Genomic DNA, 16,437 nt, shown 5'->3' on the forward strand with positions numbered 1-16,437 from the left:
CGATCCGGCGATGCAGTTGAATCGCTATACCAACGCGCATGGTGTGACGGTTCCAGTCGGGCGCTCGATCCGGCCTAATGCGTCGCCCGGCAGGAATAGACGATCTTCTCGTTCGGATAGGCCGGCAGCGCGGCGCGGATCGCCGATTGCTGGGTCGACAGCGCGACGCGGGCCGATTCGTCGGGCGAGCACGCCTTGAGGGATACCTGCGAGCGGATTTCCCGCACCGCGGTCATCTGATCGGCCGTCAGGAAATAGCGCATATTGGTATAGGTGCGCGTCGCCGGGTCGAACTCGAGCACCGACACGGTCTGCTCCTCGGCGGGGACCAGGACACGATCCCATTTGCTGCCACTCTCGGCATATTGGGTGCGGCCGTTCATGCAGCCAGCGGCGCCCCAGTCGAGCGCAACGTCCTGGATCGACGAAGAGACGACGCGGCTTTTGCCGGGCACGACGGTGCAGACCATCTTGCCCAGCGCCGCGCTGGAAGAGACGGAAGGTGCCGCGATTGGCGTCGCCGTGACCGGCAGGACGACTTCCCCGTCAGGGCGGGTGAAGAAGACGACGGCGCTTGCCACCAGCAACACGCCGCCGCCCGCCGCCGCCCAGATTGCCCAGCGGCGCTCCCCGCGGACCTCGAGCAGCCCGGCGCCGCCGATTGCGAGTGCGCCGGCGACCAGCAGTACGGCGGCAAGCGCCATGATATTCTCGCGATTCCGCTCGGCCTCGTCGCGCGCCCTGGCCAGCGCTTCCTCGTGCGCGACCTGCGCCTTTGCCGCAGCGTCTCTTCTCGTCGCCTCGGCGTCAGCATTGGCCTTCGCTTCGGCATCGCTGTCCTGCTTGATGCGATCGAGGATGCTCGTGCACGGCGTGCCGACCGTGGCGACATTCTGCTTGGCGGCGGCCAGAAAGGCCAGGAGCTCGGTATCGGCAATTGCGAAGCCGAAGCTCGAATCGCCCTCCTCGCCGCGCGTGATCGCCGAGTTCACGCCGATCACCCGCCCGCACGGGTCGAGCAGCGGACCGCCCGAATTGCCCCTGGCGATGTTCGCGGTGTGAAGCATCACCTCGACCCCCGACATCACCCTGCGGCCGGAAAACACCCCTTCCGAGCGGATCGGCGACAGGGGATGGATATAATCAGTCGCCGACTTGGCCGTCGCGAGGTCGACATTGCCGGGATAGCCGAGCGCCGTCACCGCCGCGCCTTCGTCGATCGGGCCGGTATAGAGCGCAACCGTCGGGAGCCTGGTGCCGGTGAACTCGATCAGGGCGAGATCGCGCGCGGCATCGAAGGCGATCACCTTGCCCTCGTAGCTCTTGCTGCCTTCGGAAGGGACGACGCCGATCACGACATTGTCGGGATAGCGCTTGGCGAGTTCGACGACATGGGCGTTGGTGATGATCCGGTTCGGCGCGACCACGAAGCCGCTGCCATGGCCGAAGCCGACCACCTCGTCATCGACCATCGCGATCGTCACGACCCGGACGACGCCGCGGCCGGTGGCGGAGATGTCGTCGGCATGGGCGGAGGTGGCGAGACCAAGCAGAAGCAACAGAGCGGTGCACAGCCCGACCAGATATCGTCTCAACGAGGAAGGAAAGGGCGTGCCGGACATCAGCGGATTTCTGACAGGATTATCCTCCATGCGACAGTGAGAAAAGAGCGCGACGACTCCGGTGATCGGCCTTGCAGCGCTCCTCATGTCGGCATGGCCTTACAGGAAACTATAGGGATCGACATCAACCACGACCCGAACCTTGGCCGGCCAGTCGAGTTTGCCGAGCCAGTCCCTGATCACATCCTGAACATCGAGGGCGCGGCGCGCGTGGACGAGGAGCCGATACCGGTGCCGGCCGCGCAGCATCGCCAGCGGGGCGGGGGCGGGGCCATAGACCTCCATCGCCTCGAGCCGGGGAGCGGTGCGGCCGATCAGGGTGGCGATCTCGTGCGCGGCCTTCTGGTCCTCGCTCGAGATGACGATGCCGGCGAAACGGCCGAAGGGTGGCGCGCCTGCCTCGCGGCGGGATTCGGTCTCGGCTTCGTAGAATGCGTCGGCGTCGCCCGTCACCAGGGCGCGCATCACTTGCGCTTCGGGGCTGTGGGTCTGGATATAGACATGCCCCGGCTTGGCGCCGCGCCCGGCCCGGCCGGAGACCTGCATGATCTGCTGGAAGGTGCGCTCCGACGCGCGCAGATCGCCGCCGTCCAGCCCGAGATCGGCGTCGATTACCCCGACCAGGGTGAGGTTCGGGAAGTGATAGCCCTTGGTGACGAGTTGGGTGCCGATGACGATGTCGATATCATGGGCTTCCATGCGGTGCACGAATTCGGCTGCCTTGGCCGGCGACCAAATCGTGTCCGAGGTGACGATCGCCGTCTTCGCCTCGGGGAACAAGGCCGTCACTTCATCGGCGATGCGTTCGACCCCGGGGCCGACCGCGACCAGCGTTTCCTCGTTCGAACATTCGGGGCAGGCGCGGGGCACCGGCTCGATATGGCCGCAATGATGGCAGGCGAGGCGGCGCACCAGGCGGTGCTCGACCATCCACGCCGTGCAATTGGGGCATTGGAAGCGGTGGCCGCAGGTCCGACACAGGGTCAGCGGGGCGAAGCCGCGACGATTGAGGAACAGCAGCACCTGTTCGCGGCGGGCGAGCGTTTCTTCGATCGCATTGACCAGCTTGGGCGCGATCCAGCGGCCGCGATCGGGCGGGCTGGCGATGAGGTCGATCGCCTCGATTGCGGGCATCTCCGCGGCGCCCCAGCGGCCGGGCAGCTTCAGTTCGGCATAGCGGCCGAGCGCGACCTGATGGCGGGTTTCGATCGCCGGCGTCGCCGAGGCGAGGATGACCGGGCATTTCTCGAACAGCCCGCGCATCACCGCGACGTCGCGGGCATGGTAGTGCACGCCTTCTTCCTGCTTGAAACTGGTCTCATGCGCCTCGTCGACCACGATCAGGCCGAGATTGGCGTAAGGCAGAAACAGCGAGGAGCGCGCGCCGACGGTGACGAGCGCCTGCCCGCTCGAGATCGCCCGCCAGGCGCGGCGCCGCTGCGACTGGCGCAGACCCGAATGCCAGGCGACGGGGGCGCAGCCGAAGCGCGCGGCGAAGCGGGTGAGGAAGGGCTCGGTCAACGCGATCTCGGGCAGCAGGACAAGCGTCTGCTTGCCCGATCGGATCGCGGCGGCGACTGCCTCGAAATAGACTTCGGTCTTGCCCGAGCCGGTGACGCCGTCGAGCAGGGTCGGCTGGAACGCTTCCTCCTCGACATTCGCCACCAGCACCTCGGCGGCGGCGCGCTGATCGGGCGAGAGCGCCGGGATGCCGAAATCGGGATCGGGCACCGGGAAGGGGCTGTCGATGTCGACCGCAATGCCCTCCAGCGCGCCGGTCTTCACCAGCCCGCGGATCACTGCGTCCGACACATCGGCGGTGATCGCCAGTTCGCGGATCAGGCCCTGAGTCACGCCGATCCGCTCGAGCGCCTGTTCGCGCTGTGGGGTCATCCGGTCGGGAACATGGCCGGTCGCGCGATATTCAGTGACGGTGCGGGCGCCCTCGAGCGCCGAGGAGGATGGCATCGCCATCCGCGCCACGGCGGCGGGCGGGGCGAGATAATAATTGGCTGTCCATTCGACGAGGCGGCGCAGCGGCGCCGCGAGCGGCGCGACGGGCACCACGCCGACCAGATTGCGCAGCCGGTTGTCCCCGACCTCGGCGTCCGAGGGCATATGCTCGGGTTCCCACACCACGCCGAGCAATTGGCGCGGGCCGAGCGGCGCGATCACGATCGAGCCCGGTTCGACATGCATGCCATGCGGCACCCGGTAATCGAGTGGGCCGAGCGCCGAATTCATGACGAGGACACGGGCGCGCGACATTGGCATGACCTAGGGTTCAAACCCGACCGCCGCAACGGTCGGGATCGCCTGGAGAAGGGCGCTGGCAAGGAAGGGTGCGCAGTCGCGGGCTGGTAGCCCGCGCAAGCAGCCTGACGCCGCCAGCGCCCTTCTCCAGGCGACCGCTTCGCGGCGGGCGGCTTTTGGCGCAAGGCGGCGTCGCGCGTCGGTCACGATGGATTTCCATCGCTCCCTCCTTGCTCCTACCTTTGCGCCAAAATCCGCTCCGTCCCGGCCATTGTGGCGGTCGGGTTTGAACCCGCATATAGGATGGCGGCATTGGGGAGCCCAATGACGCCCGAAGAACAGCTCGATCTGTTTATCGACCGGTTCGCGCCCGAGGTGGCGGCCAATGCCCGCGCCGCGCTGGCGATGGTGGCGGCGCGGCTGCCGGGCGCGGTGCGGCTGGTCTATGACAATTACAACGCACTCGCGATCGGCTTCGGGCCGAACGAGCATGCCCGGGCGATCGTCTGCTCGATCGCGCTTTACCCGCGCTGGGCGAGCCTGTTCCTGACCAACGGGCCGAGCCTGCCCGATCCCGAAGGCCTGCTCGAAGGCGGGGGCAACGTCGTGCGGCATGTGAAGCTGACCGCGGCGCTGATCGGGAGCGATGCCGTCGCCGCGCTGATCGATGCCGCGGCCGCAAGCGTGAAGCTGCCGATCGATCCGGCGGGCGAGGGACGGCTGGTGATCAAGTCGATCTCGGCGAAGCAAAGGCCGCGTCGCTAGAGCTTGTGTCATGGCGCTTGGATAGGCGCGTCGACCGACGGTTTGAATCGCGGGAGCAGGAGCGACGATCCCGGGCGCAGTGACAGCTTGTTGGGAATGTCATGAGGGTTGCTGACATTTTCGCAGCCGCTGGAATCCTGAAAACATACCTATAAATCAGGTGTTTATATGAAATTGCCACGCGGGCGCCGGCTGACGGGCCTTGCCGATCCCGAGCTTCCATGGCGTTAGATGTATCATGCAGGATCTCACGCTTGCCTTTGCCGATCACCTGCGCCGCGACCGGCGCCGCTCGGTCCATACCATCCGTGCCTATCAGGCCACGGCGGAACGTCTGATGGGCTTTCTCGAAGGCCATTGGGGCGGCCCGGTCCTGCCCGAGGGATTGAAGCTGGTAAGCTCGGCCGACCTGCGCGCCTTTCTGGCGCAGCGCCGGGGCGAGGGGCTCGGCAATGCGTCGGCGGCACGGGAATTGTCGGCGGTCCGCGGCTTCCTGGCCTTTGCCGGCGGGGCGACGCCACGGCTCAAGGGGCCGCGGGTCAAGAAGGGTGTGCCGCGGCCGGTCTCGCCCGACGAGGCGGTCTCGCTTGCCGAGGATGTCGCCGAGGATGCGGCCGAGCCCTGGATCGGCGCGCGCGATCTCGCGGTGCTGCTGCTGCTATACGGTGCGGGGCTGCGGATCAGCGAGGCGACCGGGCTGACCGGGGCGGTACTCCCGCTTGGCGAGACGCTGAGCGTCACCGGCAAGCGCGACAAGACCCGGATCGTCCCGCTGCTGCCGCAGGTGCGCGATGCGATCATGGCCTATGTCGAAATCTGCCCCTGGCCGATCTCGCGCGACGCGGCGCTGTTCCGCGGGGCGAAGGGCGGGCCGCTGGCGCCGGCGATCATCCGCCGCGCTGTCCAGGCTGCGCGGACACGGCTCGGCCTGCCGGAGCGGACCACGCCGCATGCGCTGCGCCACAGTTTCGCGACTCATTTGCTGGGGCGAGGTGCCGATCTGCGCGCGCTGCAGGAGTTGCTCGGTCATGCGAGTTTGAGTTCGACGCAGATCTATACCGCTGTCGACGCCGCGCATTTGCTGGACGTGTATCGCAACGCGCATCCGCGGGCTCAGTGAGCAAAAATCACACACCTGATACCCGCGTGGAATTGATCGGGAGCGGGCATGCTGAAGAGACGATAATGTGGTCGGTCATGGCAGGATGCTGCCGGTCGCGTCATCTACCACGCGACCGTTGGAATAATGCAGTATCCCGGGGATCGGAGCCAGACGGTTGATGTTATCCGTGCCCGGCTCGACGAACGTACCGACGGCATAGTAGGCAGCCGGCTTTCTAGCTAAACTCGTCACTGCTGACGGCACTATCGCATCTTTCGTCGCCGGACGAATTGCCGCGCCGATCACGTCATTTCCATAGCTCTCGCCCAAGCCGGTTTCAGCGGCAAGTTCGGGTATGGCGGATTTCCGGGAAACTCCGTCGAATAGAAACGTCCCCAAATCCGTAATCACGCCGGCTTCCGCATGAAATCCTACGGTGCCGAGGCAGTTGCAGGTGTCCAGGACTGAGGCCGAACTCGACAGAGTGGCTGCGCTCGATCCGTAAAATATGTAATCGCCGGGGCTAAGCTCCAAAAGATATGTGCGGAAGTCTCCCTTGCCTTCGAGGCTCGTGCCCTTGGTGACGACAAAAACGTTCTTTGGCCCTTCATAGTTGAATGCATACTGGTCGATTATGGGCGGTGCGTTCCCCTGTTTCTTGTTTTCGGCGATGAGCTCGGGCAGATCGCGCGTGAAGGCCGCCTGTTTAGCAGCCAGATACCGCGCTGCTTCAGCGTCGGTCGGCGCACGCAGAAAGACCGGCTGAACAGCCGCGAGGCTGGATTGTGTCTGGTCAATGCGCAGAAGGATATAGGCCTGGTCCGGGCGAAGGACGATCGGGGCCGAACGGATTGCTATAACGCCCGTTTCGTCCTTGGCATAGGCGGGGCTTGCGAGCACGAAAATCGACAGAATGAGAAGAAAGGCGTGTTTCATGGCGCCACCGTCGCGGCAGGGGATTTACCCGTCGAAGCGAGCTTGGCCTGCCTGAGCAGGGCTTCCCGCACGGTGCCCTTGTGAATTTGGAGCCAGATATCCTTCGATACGGCGAACCGACGATAGCCTCGCGTCGTCATGCAGCGACGCAGTTTCGTCATGGCGAGGTTCCGCGCAATAACGGCGTCGATCATGGGCAGAAATACGGCCGCCAATGCCGACTGGACAACCCCGCCCGATGGGTACGCCGGATCATAGGCGGATTGGGTTTTGTCTTGGCGATGCGCGGCCTCCCGCCAGGGCACATATCCGGGCAGATGCAGCGGCGGCCCCGCATCGAGAAAGCGGTAACAGTCGACAAGATCATCATAAGCCTCCCGAAAGGATACCCCCGCCTTTGCAAGATAGAAGAATTTCACATTGTCGCTCTCGTCGCTTGGCGATGGCGGTGGCGTGAGCATGGGAGCATCGATGGTCGCGACATCGGGCAATGCCTCCTGGGCGGACACTGCGGAAGGCGAGAGCAAAAGCAGGCCGAGGAAAAGACCAAAAGCCGCGCCAAGCGTCCTGAAGCCGGCAGCGGCGATATAAACGACAGCCATTTCACCCCGTCCCGGTTACTCAAGATTCTAAGGGGCGTCACGGTTCCGCCTCTTGTGAGGGCACAGTAGAGGATTGGCGCTCGGAAGGAAGGCCAAAGGAGCGCTGGCGAAAGCATGTGTTCGGGGCGACCTTTGCCGTTCTCACCCGGGCTATCGTTACACGTGAAGCGAGGTTCAAGCGGGCAGGGCCCGTGCGATGGCCATGCCGGCGAGGCGGGCAGTGGCAAGGAGCTGTTCGAGGCTGTGCCCGACCCGGGCCTTGGCGGAGAGTCCGGATATGGTGGTGCTGACGAAGTCAGTCACGCCCTCAGCGGCGAGGTTGAAGGCGCGGGCTGCCTCGCGCGCCTCTCGGTCATCGCAGCGGGGTGCCTTCCAGCACGAGGCAGCCGCCGGCGGCGGGGTCAGCGGCATAGCGGCGGGCGGCTTCCTCCAGCAGGGTTGCGAGGGATTCGGCCACCGGGCGATCAGGGCGCAGGGCCGGAAGCGAGCTTCGTGACCGGGGCGCCGTTGCCCCGGGCCGTCCTTGTGGGTCACACCTTGCGGGGGCTTCACTCTTGCGCATTTTCATGCGGCTCGATGAGTTGCGGGCGTCCCGGCCGATCAGCGTGCGGGGCGATTGCCAGGAGTTTCTGGATTTCGGTGACTAGCGGTGCGGCTTCCAGCTCGCCACGCGCCAGAGATACAGCAGAAAGATCACCACCATGATCCCCACCGCCGCCGGCCCGACGAACCGGTCGAGCTCGCGAAAATTCGTGCCGAGATAATAGCCAGCACCGCCAAGGATGCAGTTCCAGATCGCCGCGCCCGCCGCCGTCCAGATGAGGAAGCGCACGCGCGGCATGCGGGCCATGCCGGCGGGCAGCGACACGATCGTGCGGAAGGTCGGCATGAAGCGGAAGCCGAACACCACCCATTGGCCGTGCCGTCCGAAGAAATCATGGAGCCGCTCGACATCGTGCCAGTCGGCAGTGAGCCAGCGGCTGTAGCGCTCGACCGTCGGCCGCAGCCCGAGATAGCCGAAATGACGGCCGAGCTCGTACCAGAAGACATTGCCCGCGGTGGTGCCCGCGGTGCCCCACAGGATCAGCGGCATCATGTCCATCCGCCCCTGCGCGACGGCGATGCCGCCGAGCCCCATGATCACTTCGGAGGGGACGGGCGGGAAGATATTCTCGAGCGCCATCAGCAGGAAGATGCCGACATAGCCGCCCCAGGCGATGAGGGAGATGGTGAAGTCGGTCATCTATCCCCTCCCGCAAGCGGGAGGGGAGGTTTGTTACGCACGCCCGACCTTCGCCTCGATCGCGTCCCAGATCAGCGCACAGGTGTCGGTGCCGTTGAAGCGGTCGATCGCGACGATGCCGGTGGGCGACGTCACGTTGATCTCGGTCAGCCATTTGCCGCCGATCACGTCGATGCCGACGAACAACAGGCCGCGCTTCTTCAGCTCGGGGCCGAGGACAGCGCAGATTTCGGCTTCTTCGGCGGTGATGCCGGCCTTCTCCGCCAGGCCGCCAACTGCGAGGTTGGAGCGGATTTCGCCCTCGCCCGGCACCCGGTTGACCGCGCCGGCCACGACGCCGTCGATCAGCACGATCCGCTTGTCGCCCTTGGCGACGTCGGGAAGAAAGGCCTGGATCATGTGCGGTTCGCGATAGGCGGTGTTGAACACTTCGATGAGCGACGAGAGATTGGCGCCGTCGCTGCCGACCTTGAAGATCGCCTTGCCGCCATTGCCGTGGAGCGGCTTGACGACGATCTCGCCGTGCGTCGCAAGGAAGGCGCGCGCCTCGTCGAGCGAGCGGGTGACGAGCGTCGGCGGCATGAATTGGGGATAGTCGAGGACGAAGATCTTTTCGGGCGCGTTGCGGACGCTGGCGGGGTCGTTCACCACCAGGGTCTCGTGCGCGATGCGCTCGAGCAGGTGCGTCGCGGTGATATAGCCGAGGTCGAAGGGCGGATCCTGCCGCATCAGCACGACGTCCGTCTCGCGGCCGAGATCGAGCCTCAGCGGCTCGCCGAAGCTGAAATGATTGCCCGCCACGCGCTGCACGCTCACCGGATGCGCCTTCGCCCAGACCCGGCCGTCGGCATAGTTCAGGTCTTCGGCGGCGTAATGGTAGAGCCGGTGCCCGCGCGCCTGCGCCGAGATCATCAGTGCGAAGGACGAATCGCCTGCGATATTGATGCTGTCGAGCGGGTCCATCTGGACGGCGACGGAAAGGCTCATGTCATTCTCCCGGGCGGAGGCGGCGATGTAGGGTGCGTTGCGACGAAAGTCACCCGATCCAGGCATTCTCGATGTGGCGCGGACGCGTGCCGGGGGCGAGCAGGATCACGTCGACCCGGATATCGTCGCCGGGGCCGGCATAGCGCGGCATCAGATATTCGGCCGCCGCCGCCACCCGCGACAGGCGGCGCTCGTCGATCGCGAAGTCGAGTTCGGCGGCGGTGGCGCGCATTTTCACCTCGACAAAGGCGATGAGGGTGCCGCGCCGGGCGACGAGATCGACTTCGCCCGCCGGCGTGCGCACGCGGCGATCAAGGATGCGCCAGCCCTTGAGGCGGAGCCACCAGCCGGCGAGCCGCTCGCCCCGGCGGCCCGAGGCTTCGGCGATGCGGCGGTCGCGTGGCACTTAATCCTCCCTCGCGAAGCGGGGGAGGGGGACCGCCCGCTTCTTCAGCGGGGGGGGGGAGGGGGCGCCCGCCACGAGCGCGACACTTGCGGCCAAGCCCCCTCCACCATTCGCTGGAAGAGGCGAATGGTCCCCCTCCCCCGCTTCGCGAGGGAGGATTGAAGGAATGGCCCCTCACTTCTTCATCGCCAAAGCCCGCGCGTAGAGCTCCTTGCGATCCACCCCGAGTCGCTTCGCCACTTCGCTTGCCGCCTGGCCGGTCGAAAGCCGCGTCAGCGCCTCCGCAAGCGCGGCATCGGCATCCTCGACGCTCGCCGCCTCGGGCTCGCCGGGAGGCGCGACCACGATGACGATCTCGCCCTTGGGCGGCGCATCGGCGTAGCGCGTGGCCAGCGTCGAGAGCGTCCCCGTCACCGCTTCCTCGAATCGCTTGGTGATCTCGCGCGTTACCGCCGCCTCGCGGTCGCCGAGCCCTTCGGCCAGCGCGGCGAGCGTCGCGGCGAGGCGGGGCCCCGATTCGTACAGCACCAAGGTCGCACGCACCGGGGCGATCTCGGCGATCGCGGTCGCGCGGGCCTGCGCCTTGGGGGGCAGGAAGCCGCAATAAAGGAAGCGGTCAGTCGGCAAGCCCGCCAGGGTCAGCGCGGCGATCGCGGCGCAGGGGCCGGGAATCGTCACTACGAGATGCCCGGCCGCGCGCGCGTCGCGAACCAGCTTGTAGCCCGGATCGGAGATCAGCGGCGTCCCTGCATCGGACACCAGCGCCACCGCCTCGCTGCCCATCCGCGCGATCAGGCCGGGGCGGACATGTTCGGCATTATGGTCATGATAGGGTGTCATTGGCCGCTTCACGCCGATATGGCGGAGCAAGCCCGCCGTCACACGCGAGTCTTCGACTGCAACTACCGCTGCATTCGAGAGTATATAGGCGGCACGCGGGCTCAGATCGCCGAGATTGCCGATCGGGGTGGCGACGATATAGAGACCGGGCGGGAGTTCGGCGTTCATTGGGAGCATTCATGGCAGACGGCGTATCGATACCGCAACGGGGCAAAGGCTTTCTTCGCACCGTAATCGTCGCTGGGGCGTTGATCCTGAGCGGGTGCCAGTCAGTAGTGCCGCGCGGGCCGAGGCCGATCGCACCGCCGCCGGCGCGGCCGGTTCCAGTCCAGCAGCCAAGGGTCGAGCCGGGCATCCCGACTGACGTCGCACGCCACCGGGTGGCGCTGCTGGTGCCGCTCAGCGGGCCCAATGCCGGCGTCGGCCAGAGCCTCGCCAACGCAACCCAGATGGCGCTGCTCGAGACGAAGAACGAGCGGATCCGCATCACGACCTACGACACCAATGGCGGTGCCGCCGCCGCGGCGCAAAGGGCGCTGGCCGACGGCAATCGCCTGATCCTGGGGCCGCTGCTCGCCGACGACGTGCGTGCGGTGGCACCGATCGCGCGCCGTGCCGGTGTGCCCGTGATCAGCTTCTCGAACGACAGCACCGCAGCCGGAAATGGCGCCTATGTGATGGGCTATGCGCCCGGCCAGTCGATCGAGCGGGTCGTTCAATATGCCAAGGGGCAGGGCGTTTCGGATTTTGCCGGCCTGGTTCCCAACGGCACCTATGGCGAGCGCGCCTCGACCGCCTTTCTCCGCGCCGTCGAAGGAGCGGGCGGTCAGGTGCGGACTCTCCAGACCTATGACCGGTCCGCCGGCTCGCTGACCGCCGCGATCTCGCGGATGGCACAGAACGCGCCCTATCAGGGTGTGCTGATCGCCGATGGCGGCGCAGGCGCCTCGGTCGCGGTGCCGCTGATCCGCAGGAACGGCGGCGCCGGTGCGCATATTCTCGGCACCGAGCTGTGGAATTCGGAAAGCTCGATCGCAAGCCGGCCGGCGCTTGCCGGGGCCTGGTTCGCGAGCGTTTCGGACGGGCTCTACCGCCAATATGCCGCCAAATATCGCGCGCGCTTCGGCACCGGGCCCTATCGCCTGTCGAGTCTCGGCTATGATGCGGTGTTGCTGACGGTGCGGATCGCCCGCGACTGGCCGATGGGCAGCGCCTTCCCCGAGGAACGGCTGCGCGATCATGGCGGGTTCGCCGGCATCGACGGCGCGTTCCGCTTCGGCCGCGACGACGTCGCCGAGCGTGCGCTCGAAGTGAAGGAGATCCACAGCGGAACGAGCGTGGTGGTATCCCCCGCGCCGAGCGGGTTCGGGGATCGTTAGGCAGCGTCCCGGACGATCTCGGGCAGGATCGCGTCGAGCAGCAGCATCCCGGCGTCAGTGACGGTGAGCCTGCCGCCCGCGCTGACGAGCAGACCTAGTTGCTCGAGGCGGTCGGCCGCCGGCCAGTTGATCAGCGCGTCGACATCGGTCTCGCCCAGCGTCGCGATGCGGGCGAGGTCGATGCCCTCGCGGAGCCGCAGACCCATCAATAATGCCTCGGTGGCGCGGGTGTGGGGGGCCAGGGGCTCCTCGAGCTCGATGCCGTGGCTGTTGCGCTCAATTGCCGCCATCCAGTTTTCCGGCTTCCTGCGCCGCACCGTGGCGAGCCCGCCGCGCCGGCCATGCGCGCCGGGGCCGATCCCGGCATAATCGCGGTAGCGCCAATAGGTCAGGTTATGGCGGCTTTCGGCGCCGGGGCGGGCATGGTTCGAGATCTCATACGCCGGGATGCCGGCTGCCGCGGTGATGGCGCGGGTCGCCTCGAACAGATCGGCGGCGCTGTCGCCGTCGGGGATGGCGATCCGTCCCGCCGCCGCCTCGGTGGCGAAGCGGGTGCCCGGCTCGATCGTCAGCTGGTAGAGCGAGAGATGCTCGGTGCCGAAGCCGATTGCCCGATTCAGCTCCGCTTCCCAATCTGCGGGCAGCTGGCCCGGGCGGGCATAGATCAGGTCGAAGCTCACCCGGGAAAAGGCGCGTTGCGCGGTGTCGAGCGCCGCCAGGCCTTCAGCGACATCATGCGCGCGGCCGAGAAAGCGCAGCGCCGCATTGTCCAGCGCCTGCAGCCCGAGCGACACGCGGTTCACACCGGCGGCGGCGATGTCGGCGAAGCGCGCCGCCTCGACCGAGGAGGGATTGGCCTCGAGCGTGATCTCGATATCGCCCGTGAAGCCCCAGGCCGATTCGGCCGCCCCGATTACCGCGGCGACCGTCTCGGGCGGCATCAGCGACGGCGTGCCGCCGCCGAAGAAGATCGAGCCGAGCTGCCGCCCGGGCGTTTCTGCTGCTTCATGAGCAAGGTCGGCCAGCAACCCCGCGCGCCAGGCGGCCTGGTCCACGCCGTCGCGGACATGGCTGTTGAAGTCGCAATAGGGGCATTTCGAGACGCAGAAGGGCCAATGGACATAGAGCGCGAGCGGCGGCGTTTGGGGATGATGCATGGGCGCCCCATATGGTCGCGTGAAGGAGAATGGGAAAGATGCGCTGGAACCTGGGCTTGATGGCGCTGGCGTTGCTCGCGGGCTGCTCGGCTGCCGCGCCGCCGCAGCGCGTGGTCGAGGAGCGCGCCTTTTCCGGTCAGGCGGCGCGCGGCAGCGCGCTGCTCCGCCACGCGATGATTGAGGGCCATAACGACGCCCGTGCAGCGGTGGGGGTGCCGCCGCTGGCCTGGAACGCGACGCTCGCCGCCGATGCGCAGGCCTATGCAACCGAGCTGGCGCGCACCGGTCGGTTCGAGCATTCGCGCGAACCGCGCGGCAGGACGCCCGAAGGGGAGAATCTGTGGACCGGCACGCGCGGCGCCTATCGTTATGAGGAGATGGTCGGGCACTGGGTCGACGAGGGCCGTTACTATCGGCCGCGCCCGACGCCCGATTTCAGCACGACCGGCCGCTGGGAGGATGTCGCGCACTATACCGAGATCATCTGGCGCGGCACGACCGAGTTCGGCTGCGCGGCGGCGAGCAACGCGACCGATGATTATGTGGTGTGCCGCTACACGCCGCCCGGGAACGTCGTCGGGCAGATGGCGTTCTGAATGCCCTCTCCCGCCGGGAGAGGTGTTTAGAAAATCGCCGCCATCATCTTCTCGAACGCCATGGCCCGGTGGCTGATCGCCTTTTTCGCATCGGGCATTTCGGCGAAGGTCTGGTCGCTGCCTTCGGGCACGAAGATCGGGTTGTAGCCGAACCCCCCGGTGCCGCGCGGCGGCCAGACCAAAGTGCCGTCGACCCGGCCCTCGAACCATTCGACATGGCCGTCGGGCCAGGCAAGTGCGAGCACGCAGACGAAATGGGCGTTGCGGCTTGCGTCGGGTCCGGTCGCCTCGATGGCGTCGTTGACCCGCTGCATCGCGACCCTGAAGTCCTTGGTCTCCCCGGCCCAGCGGGCCGAGAAGATGCCGGGCTCGCCGCCCAGCGCATCGACGCACAACCCGCTATCGTCGGCAAGTGACGGGAGGCCGGTCAGATCCGCCGCCTGAAGCGCCTTGAGTTCGGCGTTGGCTAGGAAGGTGGTCCCGGTCTCGTCGGGCTCGGGCAGGTCGAGATCGGCGGCGGACACCGGCTCGATCCCGTAGGGTCCGAGCATCTCGAGGATCTCGCGCACCTTGCCCGGATTGTGGCTCGCAATGACGAGCTTGCCGGGTTTCAGCTTGCGGATCGCCTGCGGGGCCACCTCCTTGGTCATTTTGCGACTGCCTTTGCCTGGGCGGCGAAGATATCGGCGCAGCCGATCCGGGCGAGGCGGAGCAGGCGGAGCAAGGCCTCCTCGTCATAGGTCGCGCCCTCGGCGGTCGCCTGTGCCTCGGCGATATTGCCATTCTCGAGCAGGACGAAATTGGCGTCCGCGTCGGCGGTGGAATCTTCGTCATAATCGAGGTCGAGCACCGGCGTGCCCTTGTAGATGCCGCAGGAGATCGCGGCGACCTTCTGGGTCAGCGGATCCTCGGTCAGTTTGCCGCTGGCAAGCAGCCCGTCGATGGCGAGCCTGAGCGCGACCCAGGCGCCCGAGATCGAGGCGGTGCGGGTGCCGCCATCGGCCTGGATGACGTCGCAATCGAGCAGGATCTGGCGCTCGCCGAGCAGCTTCATGTCAGTGACGGCGCGCAAGCTGCGGCCGATCAGCCGCTGGATTTCCTGGGTGCGGCCCGATTGCTTGCCCTTGGCCGCCTCGCGCGCGCCGCGGGTATGGGTAGCGCGCGGGAGCATGCCGTACTCAGCGGTCACCCAGCCTTCGCCGCGTCCGCGCATGAAGGGCGGGACTTTCTCCTCGACCGACGCAGTCACCAGCACCTTGGTGTCGCCAAACCCGATCAGGACCGAGCCCTCGGCATGCTTGGTGAAGCGCGGTTCGATGGTGATCGCGCGCATTTGGTCGGGGGTGCGGCCGGATGGGCGCATTGGGAATCTCCTGAGACTGGTCGGGCACGGCACCTAGACGCGCGGACGCGAACGCGCCAGTGTTAGCGGATGATCTGTTGGTATATCGAGACCCACATTGAGAGTGGGAGCCTGCGCACCTAGATGGTTGGCATGCCCGCCCCGCCCATCACCGAGCTCAATGATCGCGCCCGCGACGTGTTTCGCGTGGTCGTCGACAGCTATCTCACCACCGGCTCCCCGATCGGATCGCGGACGATCGCGCATCTTTCCGGCCTGAACCTGTCGCCCGCGTCGATCCGCAACGTGATGCAGGATCTGGAAGAGCTCGGCCTGCTCGCAGCGCCGCATACCAGCGCCGGGCGGATGCCGACCGAGACCGGGCTCAGGCTGTTCGTCGACGGCATGATGCAGGCGCTCGAACCCTCGCCCGAGGAACGGGCTGCGATCGAATCGCGCGCGCACCAGGCCGGCCCGGTCGAGGAAGCGCTGGCCGCGACCACCGCGGCGCTTTCCGGCCTCTCCGCCTGTGCCGGGCTGGTGTTGGTCCCCAAGCGCGAGCTGGTGCTGCGCCAGATGAGTTTCGTGCCGCTCTCCGCCGACAAGGCGCTTGCCGTATTGGTGAGCGAAGAAGGCTCGGTCGAGAACCGGGTCATCGACCTCCCGGCCGGGGTCAACCTATCGGCGCTGGTCGAGGCCGGCAATTACATGACCGCGACGCTCGCCGGCCTTACGCTCGCTCAGGCGCAGGCAAGGATCGAGCGCGAGATCGGCGAGGAGCGCGCGCTGCTCGACAGCGTCGCGCGGACCTTGATCGACCGCGGCCTTGCGATCTGGAGCGAGGATGGCGATCGCCGCCCGGTGCTGATCGTGCGCGGTCAGGGACGGCTGATCGATGCGGCGGCCGCTGCCGATCTCGAACGGATCAGCGATCTGCTCGACGATCTCGAGGGCAAGCAGGAGATCGCGCAGCTGCTCGACAGCGCCGGCGCGGGCGATGCGACCCGGATTTTCATCGGTGCCGAGAATAAACTATTCTCGCTTTCGGGGTCATCGGTCATTGCGAAACCTTTCCGGGGGCTCGATGGGCGCGTGGTCGGCGTGGTGGGCGTAATCGGGCCGACTCGGTTGAACTATGCCCGCGTCGTGCCCATGGTGGATTTCACCGCCGCGACGCTGGCGCGGCTGATGCCATAACAGGACATAA

General features: G+C 66.8%; 17 protein-coding genes. 5 read left to right on the forward strand and 12 right to left on the reverse strand.

The genetic code is table 11. From position 1 onward, the window contains the following. Nucleotides 1–74 precede the first annotated feature (74 nt). Nucleotides 75–1,559, reverse strand: coding sequence for a trypsin-like peptidase domain-containing protein (locus ABD050_RS22555; protein ID WP_343891770.1), 1,485 nt, complete (start codon nucleotides 1,557–1,559; stop codon nucleotides 75–77). A gap of 162 nt (nucleotides 1,560–1,721) precedes the next feature. After that, entirely contained in the window at nucleotides 1,722–3,890 is a 2,169-nt protein-coding gene (locus ABD050_RS22560) for a primosomal protein N' (protein WP_343891771.1), read from the reverse strand. 309 nt (nucleotides 3,891–4,199) lie between these two features. Between ABD050_RS22560 and ABD050_RS22565 the strand changes: the two genes are divergently transcribed. Further along, nucleotides 4,200–4,640, forward strand: coding sequence for a hypothetical protein (locus ABD050_RS22565; RefSeq protein ID WP_343891772.1), 441 nt, complete (start codon nucleotides 4,200–4,202; stop codon nucleotides 4,638–4,640). A gap of 238 nt (nucleotides 4,641–4,878) precedes the next feature. Next, a complete protein-coding gene (locus ABD050_RS22570) occupies nucleotides 4,879–5,760 on the forward strand; it encodes a tyrosine recombinase XerC (protein ID WP_343891773.1) in 882 nt (293 codons plus the stop codon). Between the two features lie 75 nt (nucleotides 5,761–5,835). On the opposite strand, the gene ABD050_RS22575 is transcribed toward ABD050_RS22570, so the two are convergent. From ABD050_RS22575 to rsmI, 7 genes are all read right to left on the reverse strand, one after another. Next, a complete protein-coding gene (locus tag ABD050_RS22575; protein ID WP_343891774.1) occupies nucleotides 5,836–6,678 on the reverse strand; it encodes a hypothetical protein in 843 nt (280 codons plus the stop codon). After that, nucleotides 6,675–7,187, reverse strand: a complete 513-nt coding sequence (locus ABD050_RS22580) for a hypothetical protein (protein WP_343891775.1) — start codon at nucleotides 7,185–7,187, stop codon at nucleotides 6,675–6,677. The genes ABD050_RS22575 and ABD050_RS22580 overlap by 4 nt, the downstream gene beginning before the upstream one ends. 267 nt (nucleotides 7,188–7,454) lie before the next feature. After that, entirely contained in the window at nucleotides 7,455–7,691 is a 237-nt protein-coding gene (locus tag ABD050_RS22585) for a hypothetical protein (RefSeq protein WP_343891776.1), read from the reverse strand. Between the two features lie 232 nt (nucleotides 7,692–7,923). Next, a complete protein-coding gene (locus tag ABD050_RS22590; RefSeq protein ID WP_343891778.1) occupies nucleotides 7,924–8,523 on the reverse strand; it encodes a DedA family protein in 600 nt (199 codons plus the stop codon). Between the two features lie 33 nt (nucleotides 8,524–8,556). After that, nucleotides 8,557–9,510: a glutathione synthase gene (gene gshB / locus ABD050_RS22595; RefSeq protein ID WP_343891779.1), complete on the reverse strand. Its 954-nt coding sequence runs from the start codon at nucleotides 9,508–9,510 to the stop codon at nucleotides 8,557–8,559. A gap of 49 nt (nucleotides 9,511–9,559) precedes the next feature. Next, entirely contained in the window at nucleotides 9,560–9,916 is a 357-nt protein-coding gene (locus ABD050_RS22600) for a YraN family protein (protein ID WP_343891780.1), read from the reverse strand. Nucleotides 9,917–10,090: 174 nt separating this feature from the next. Then, nucleotides 10,091–10,924, reverse strand: coding sequence for a 16S rRNA (cytidine(1402)-2'-O)-methyltransferase (rsmI, locus tag ABD050_RS22605; RefSeq protein ID WP_343891781.1), 834 nt, complete (start codon nucleotides 10,922–10,924; stop codon nucleotides 10,091–10,093). Nucleotides 10,925–10,935: 11 nt separating this feature from the next. Between rsmI and ABD050_RS22610 the strand changes: the two genes are divergently transcribed. Then, nucleotides 10,936–12,135, forward strand: coding sequence for a penicillin-binding protein activator (locus ABD050_RS22610; RefSeq protein WP_343891782.1), 1,200 nt, complete (start codon nucleotides 10,936–10,938; stop codon nucleotides 12,133–12,135). Here ABD050_RS22610 and hemW read toward each other — a convergent pair. Continuing rightward, a complete protein-coding gene (hemW, locus tag ABD050_RS22615) occupies nucleotides 12,132–13,292 on the reverse strand; it encodes a radical SAM family heme chaperone HemW (RefSeq protein WP_343891783.1) in 1,161 nt (386 codons plus the stop codon). The two genes, ABD050_RS22610 and hemW, sit on opposite strands and share 4 nt — an antisense overlap. 38 nt (nucleotides 13,293–13,330) lie before the next feature. Here hemW and ABD050_RS22620 point away from each other — a divergent pair, with 38 nt between their 5' ends. Beyond that, nucleotides 13,331–13,888 carry a CAP domain-containing protein gene (locus tag ABD050_RS22620; protein ID WP_343891784.1) on the forward strand — a complete coding sequence of 186 codons (558 nt, stop codon included), beginning with the start codon at nucleotides 13,331–13,333 and terminating at the stop codon, nucleotides 13,886–13,888. 26 nt (nucleotides 13,889–13,914) lie between these two features. On the opposite strand, the gene rdgB is transcribed toward ABD050_RS22620, so the two are convergent. Both rdgB and rph read right to left on the reverse strand, forming a co-directional pair. After that, entirely contained in the window at nucleotides 13,915–14,538 is a 624-nt protein-coding gene (gene rdgB, locus ABD050_RS22625) for an RdgB/HAM1 family non-canonical purine NTP pyrophosphatase (RefSeq protein ID WP_343891785.1), read from the reverse strand. Beyond that, the gene (gene rph, locus ABD050_RS22630) at nucleotides 14,535–15,251 is read right to left on the reverse strand and encodes a ribonuclease PH (protein ID WP_343891786.1); all 717 of its coding nucleotides are present in this window, start codon (nucleotides 15,249–15,251) and stop codon (nucleotides 14,535–14,537) included. The genes rdgB and rph overlap by 4 nt, the downstream gene beginning before the upstream one ends. A 132-nt stretch (nucleotides 15,252–15,383) precedes the next feature. Between rph and hrcA the strand changes: the two genes are divergently transcribed. Next, a complete protein-coding gene (gene hrcA, locus ABD050_RS22635) occupies nucleotides 15,384–16,427 on the forward strand; it encodes a heat-inducible transcriptional repressor HrcA (RefSeq protein WP_343891787.1) in 1,044 nt (347 codons plus the stop codon). Nucleotides 16,428–16,437: the final 10 nt, after the last annotated feature.

The sequence above is a fragment of the Sphingomonas oligophenolica genome (assembly GCF_039522915.1).
In the GTDB taxonomy this organism is placed as follows: Bacteria; Pseudomonadota; Alphaproteobacteria; order Sphingomonadales; family Sphingomonadaceae; genus Sphingomonas; species Sphingomonas oligophenolica.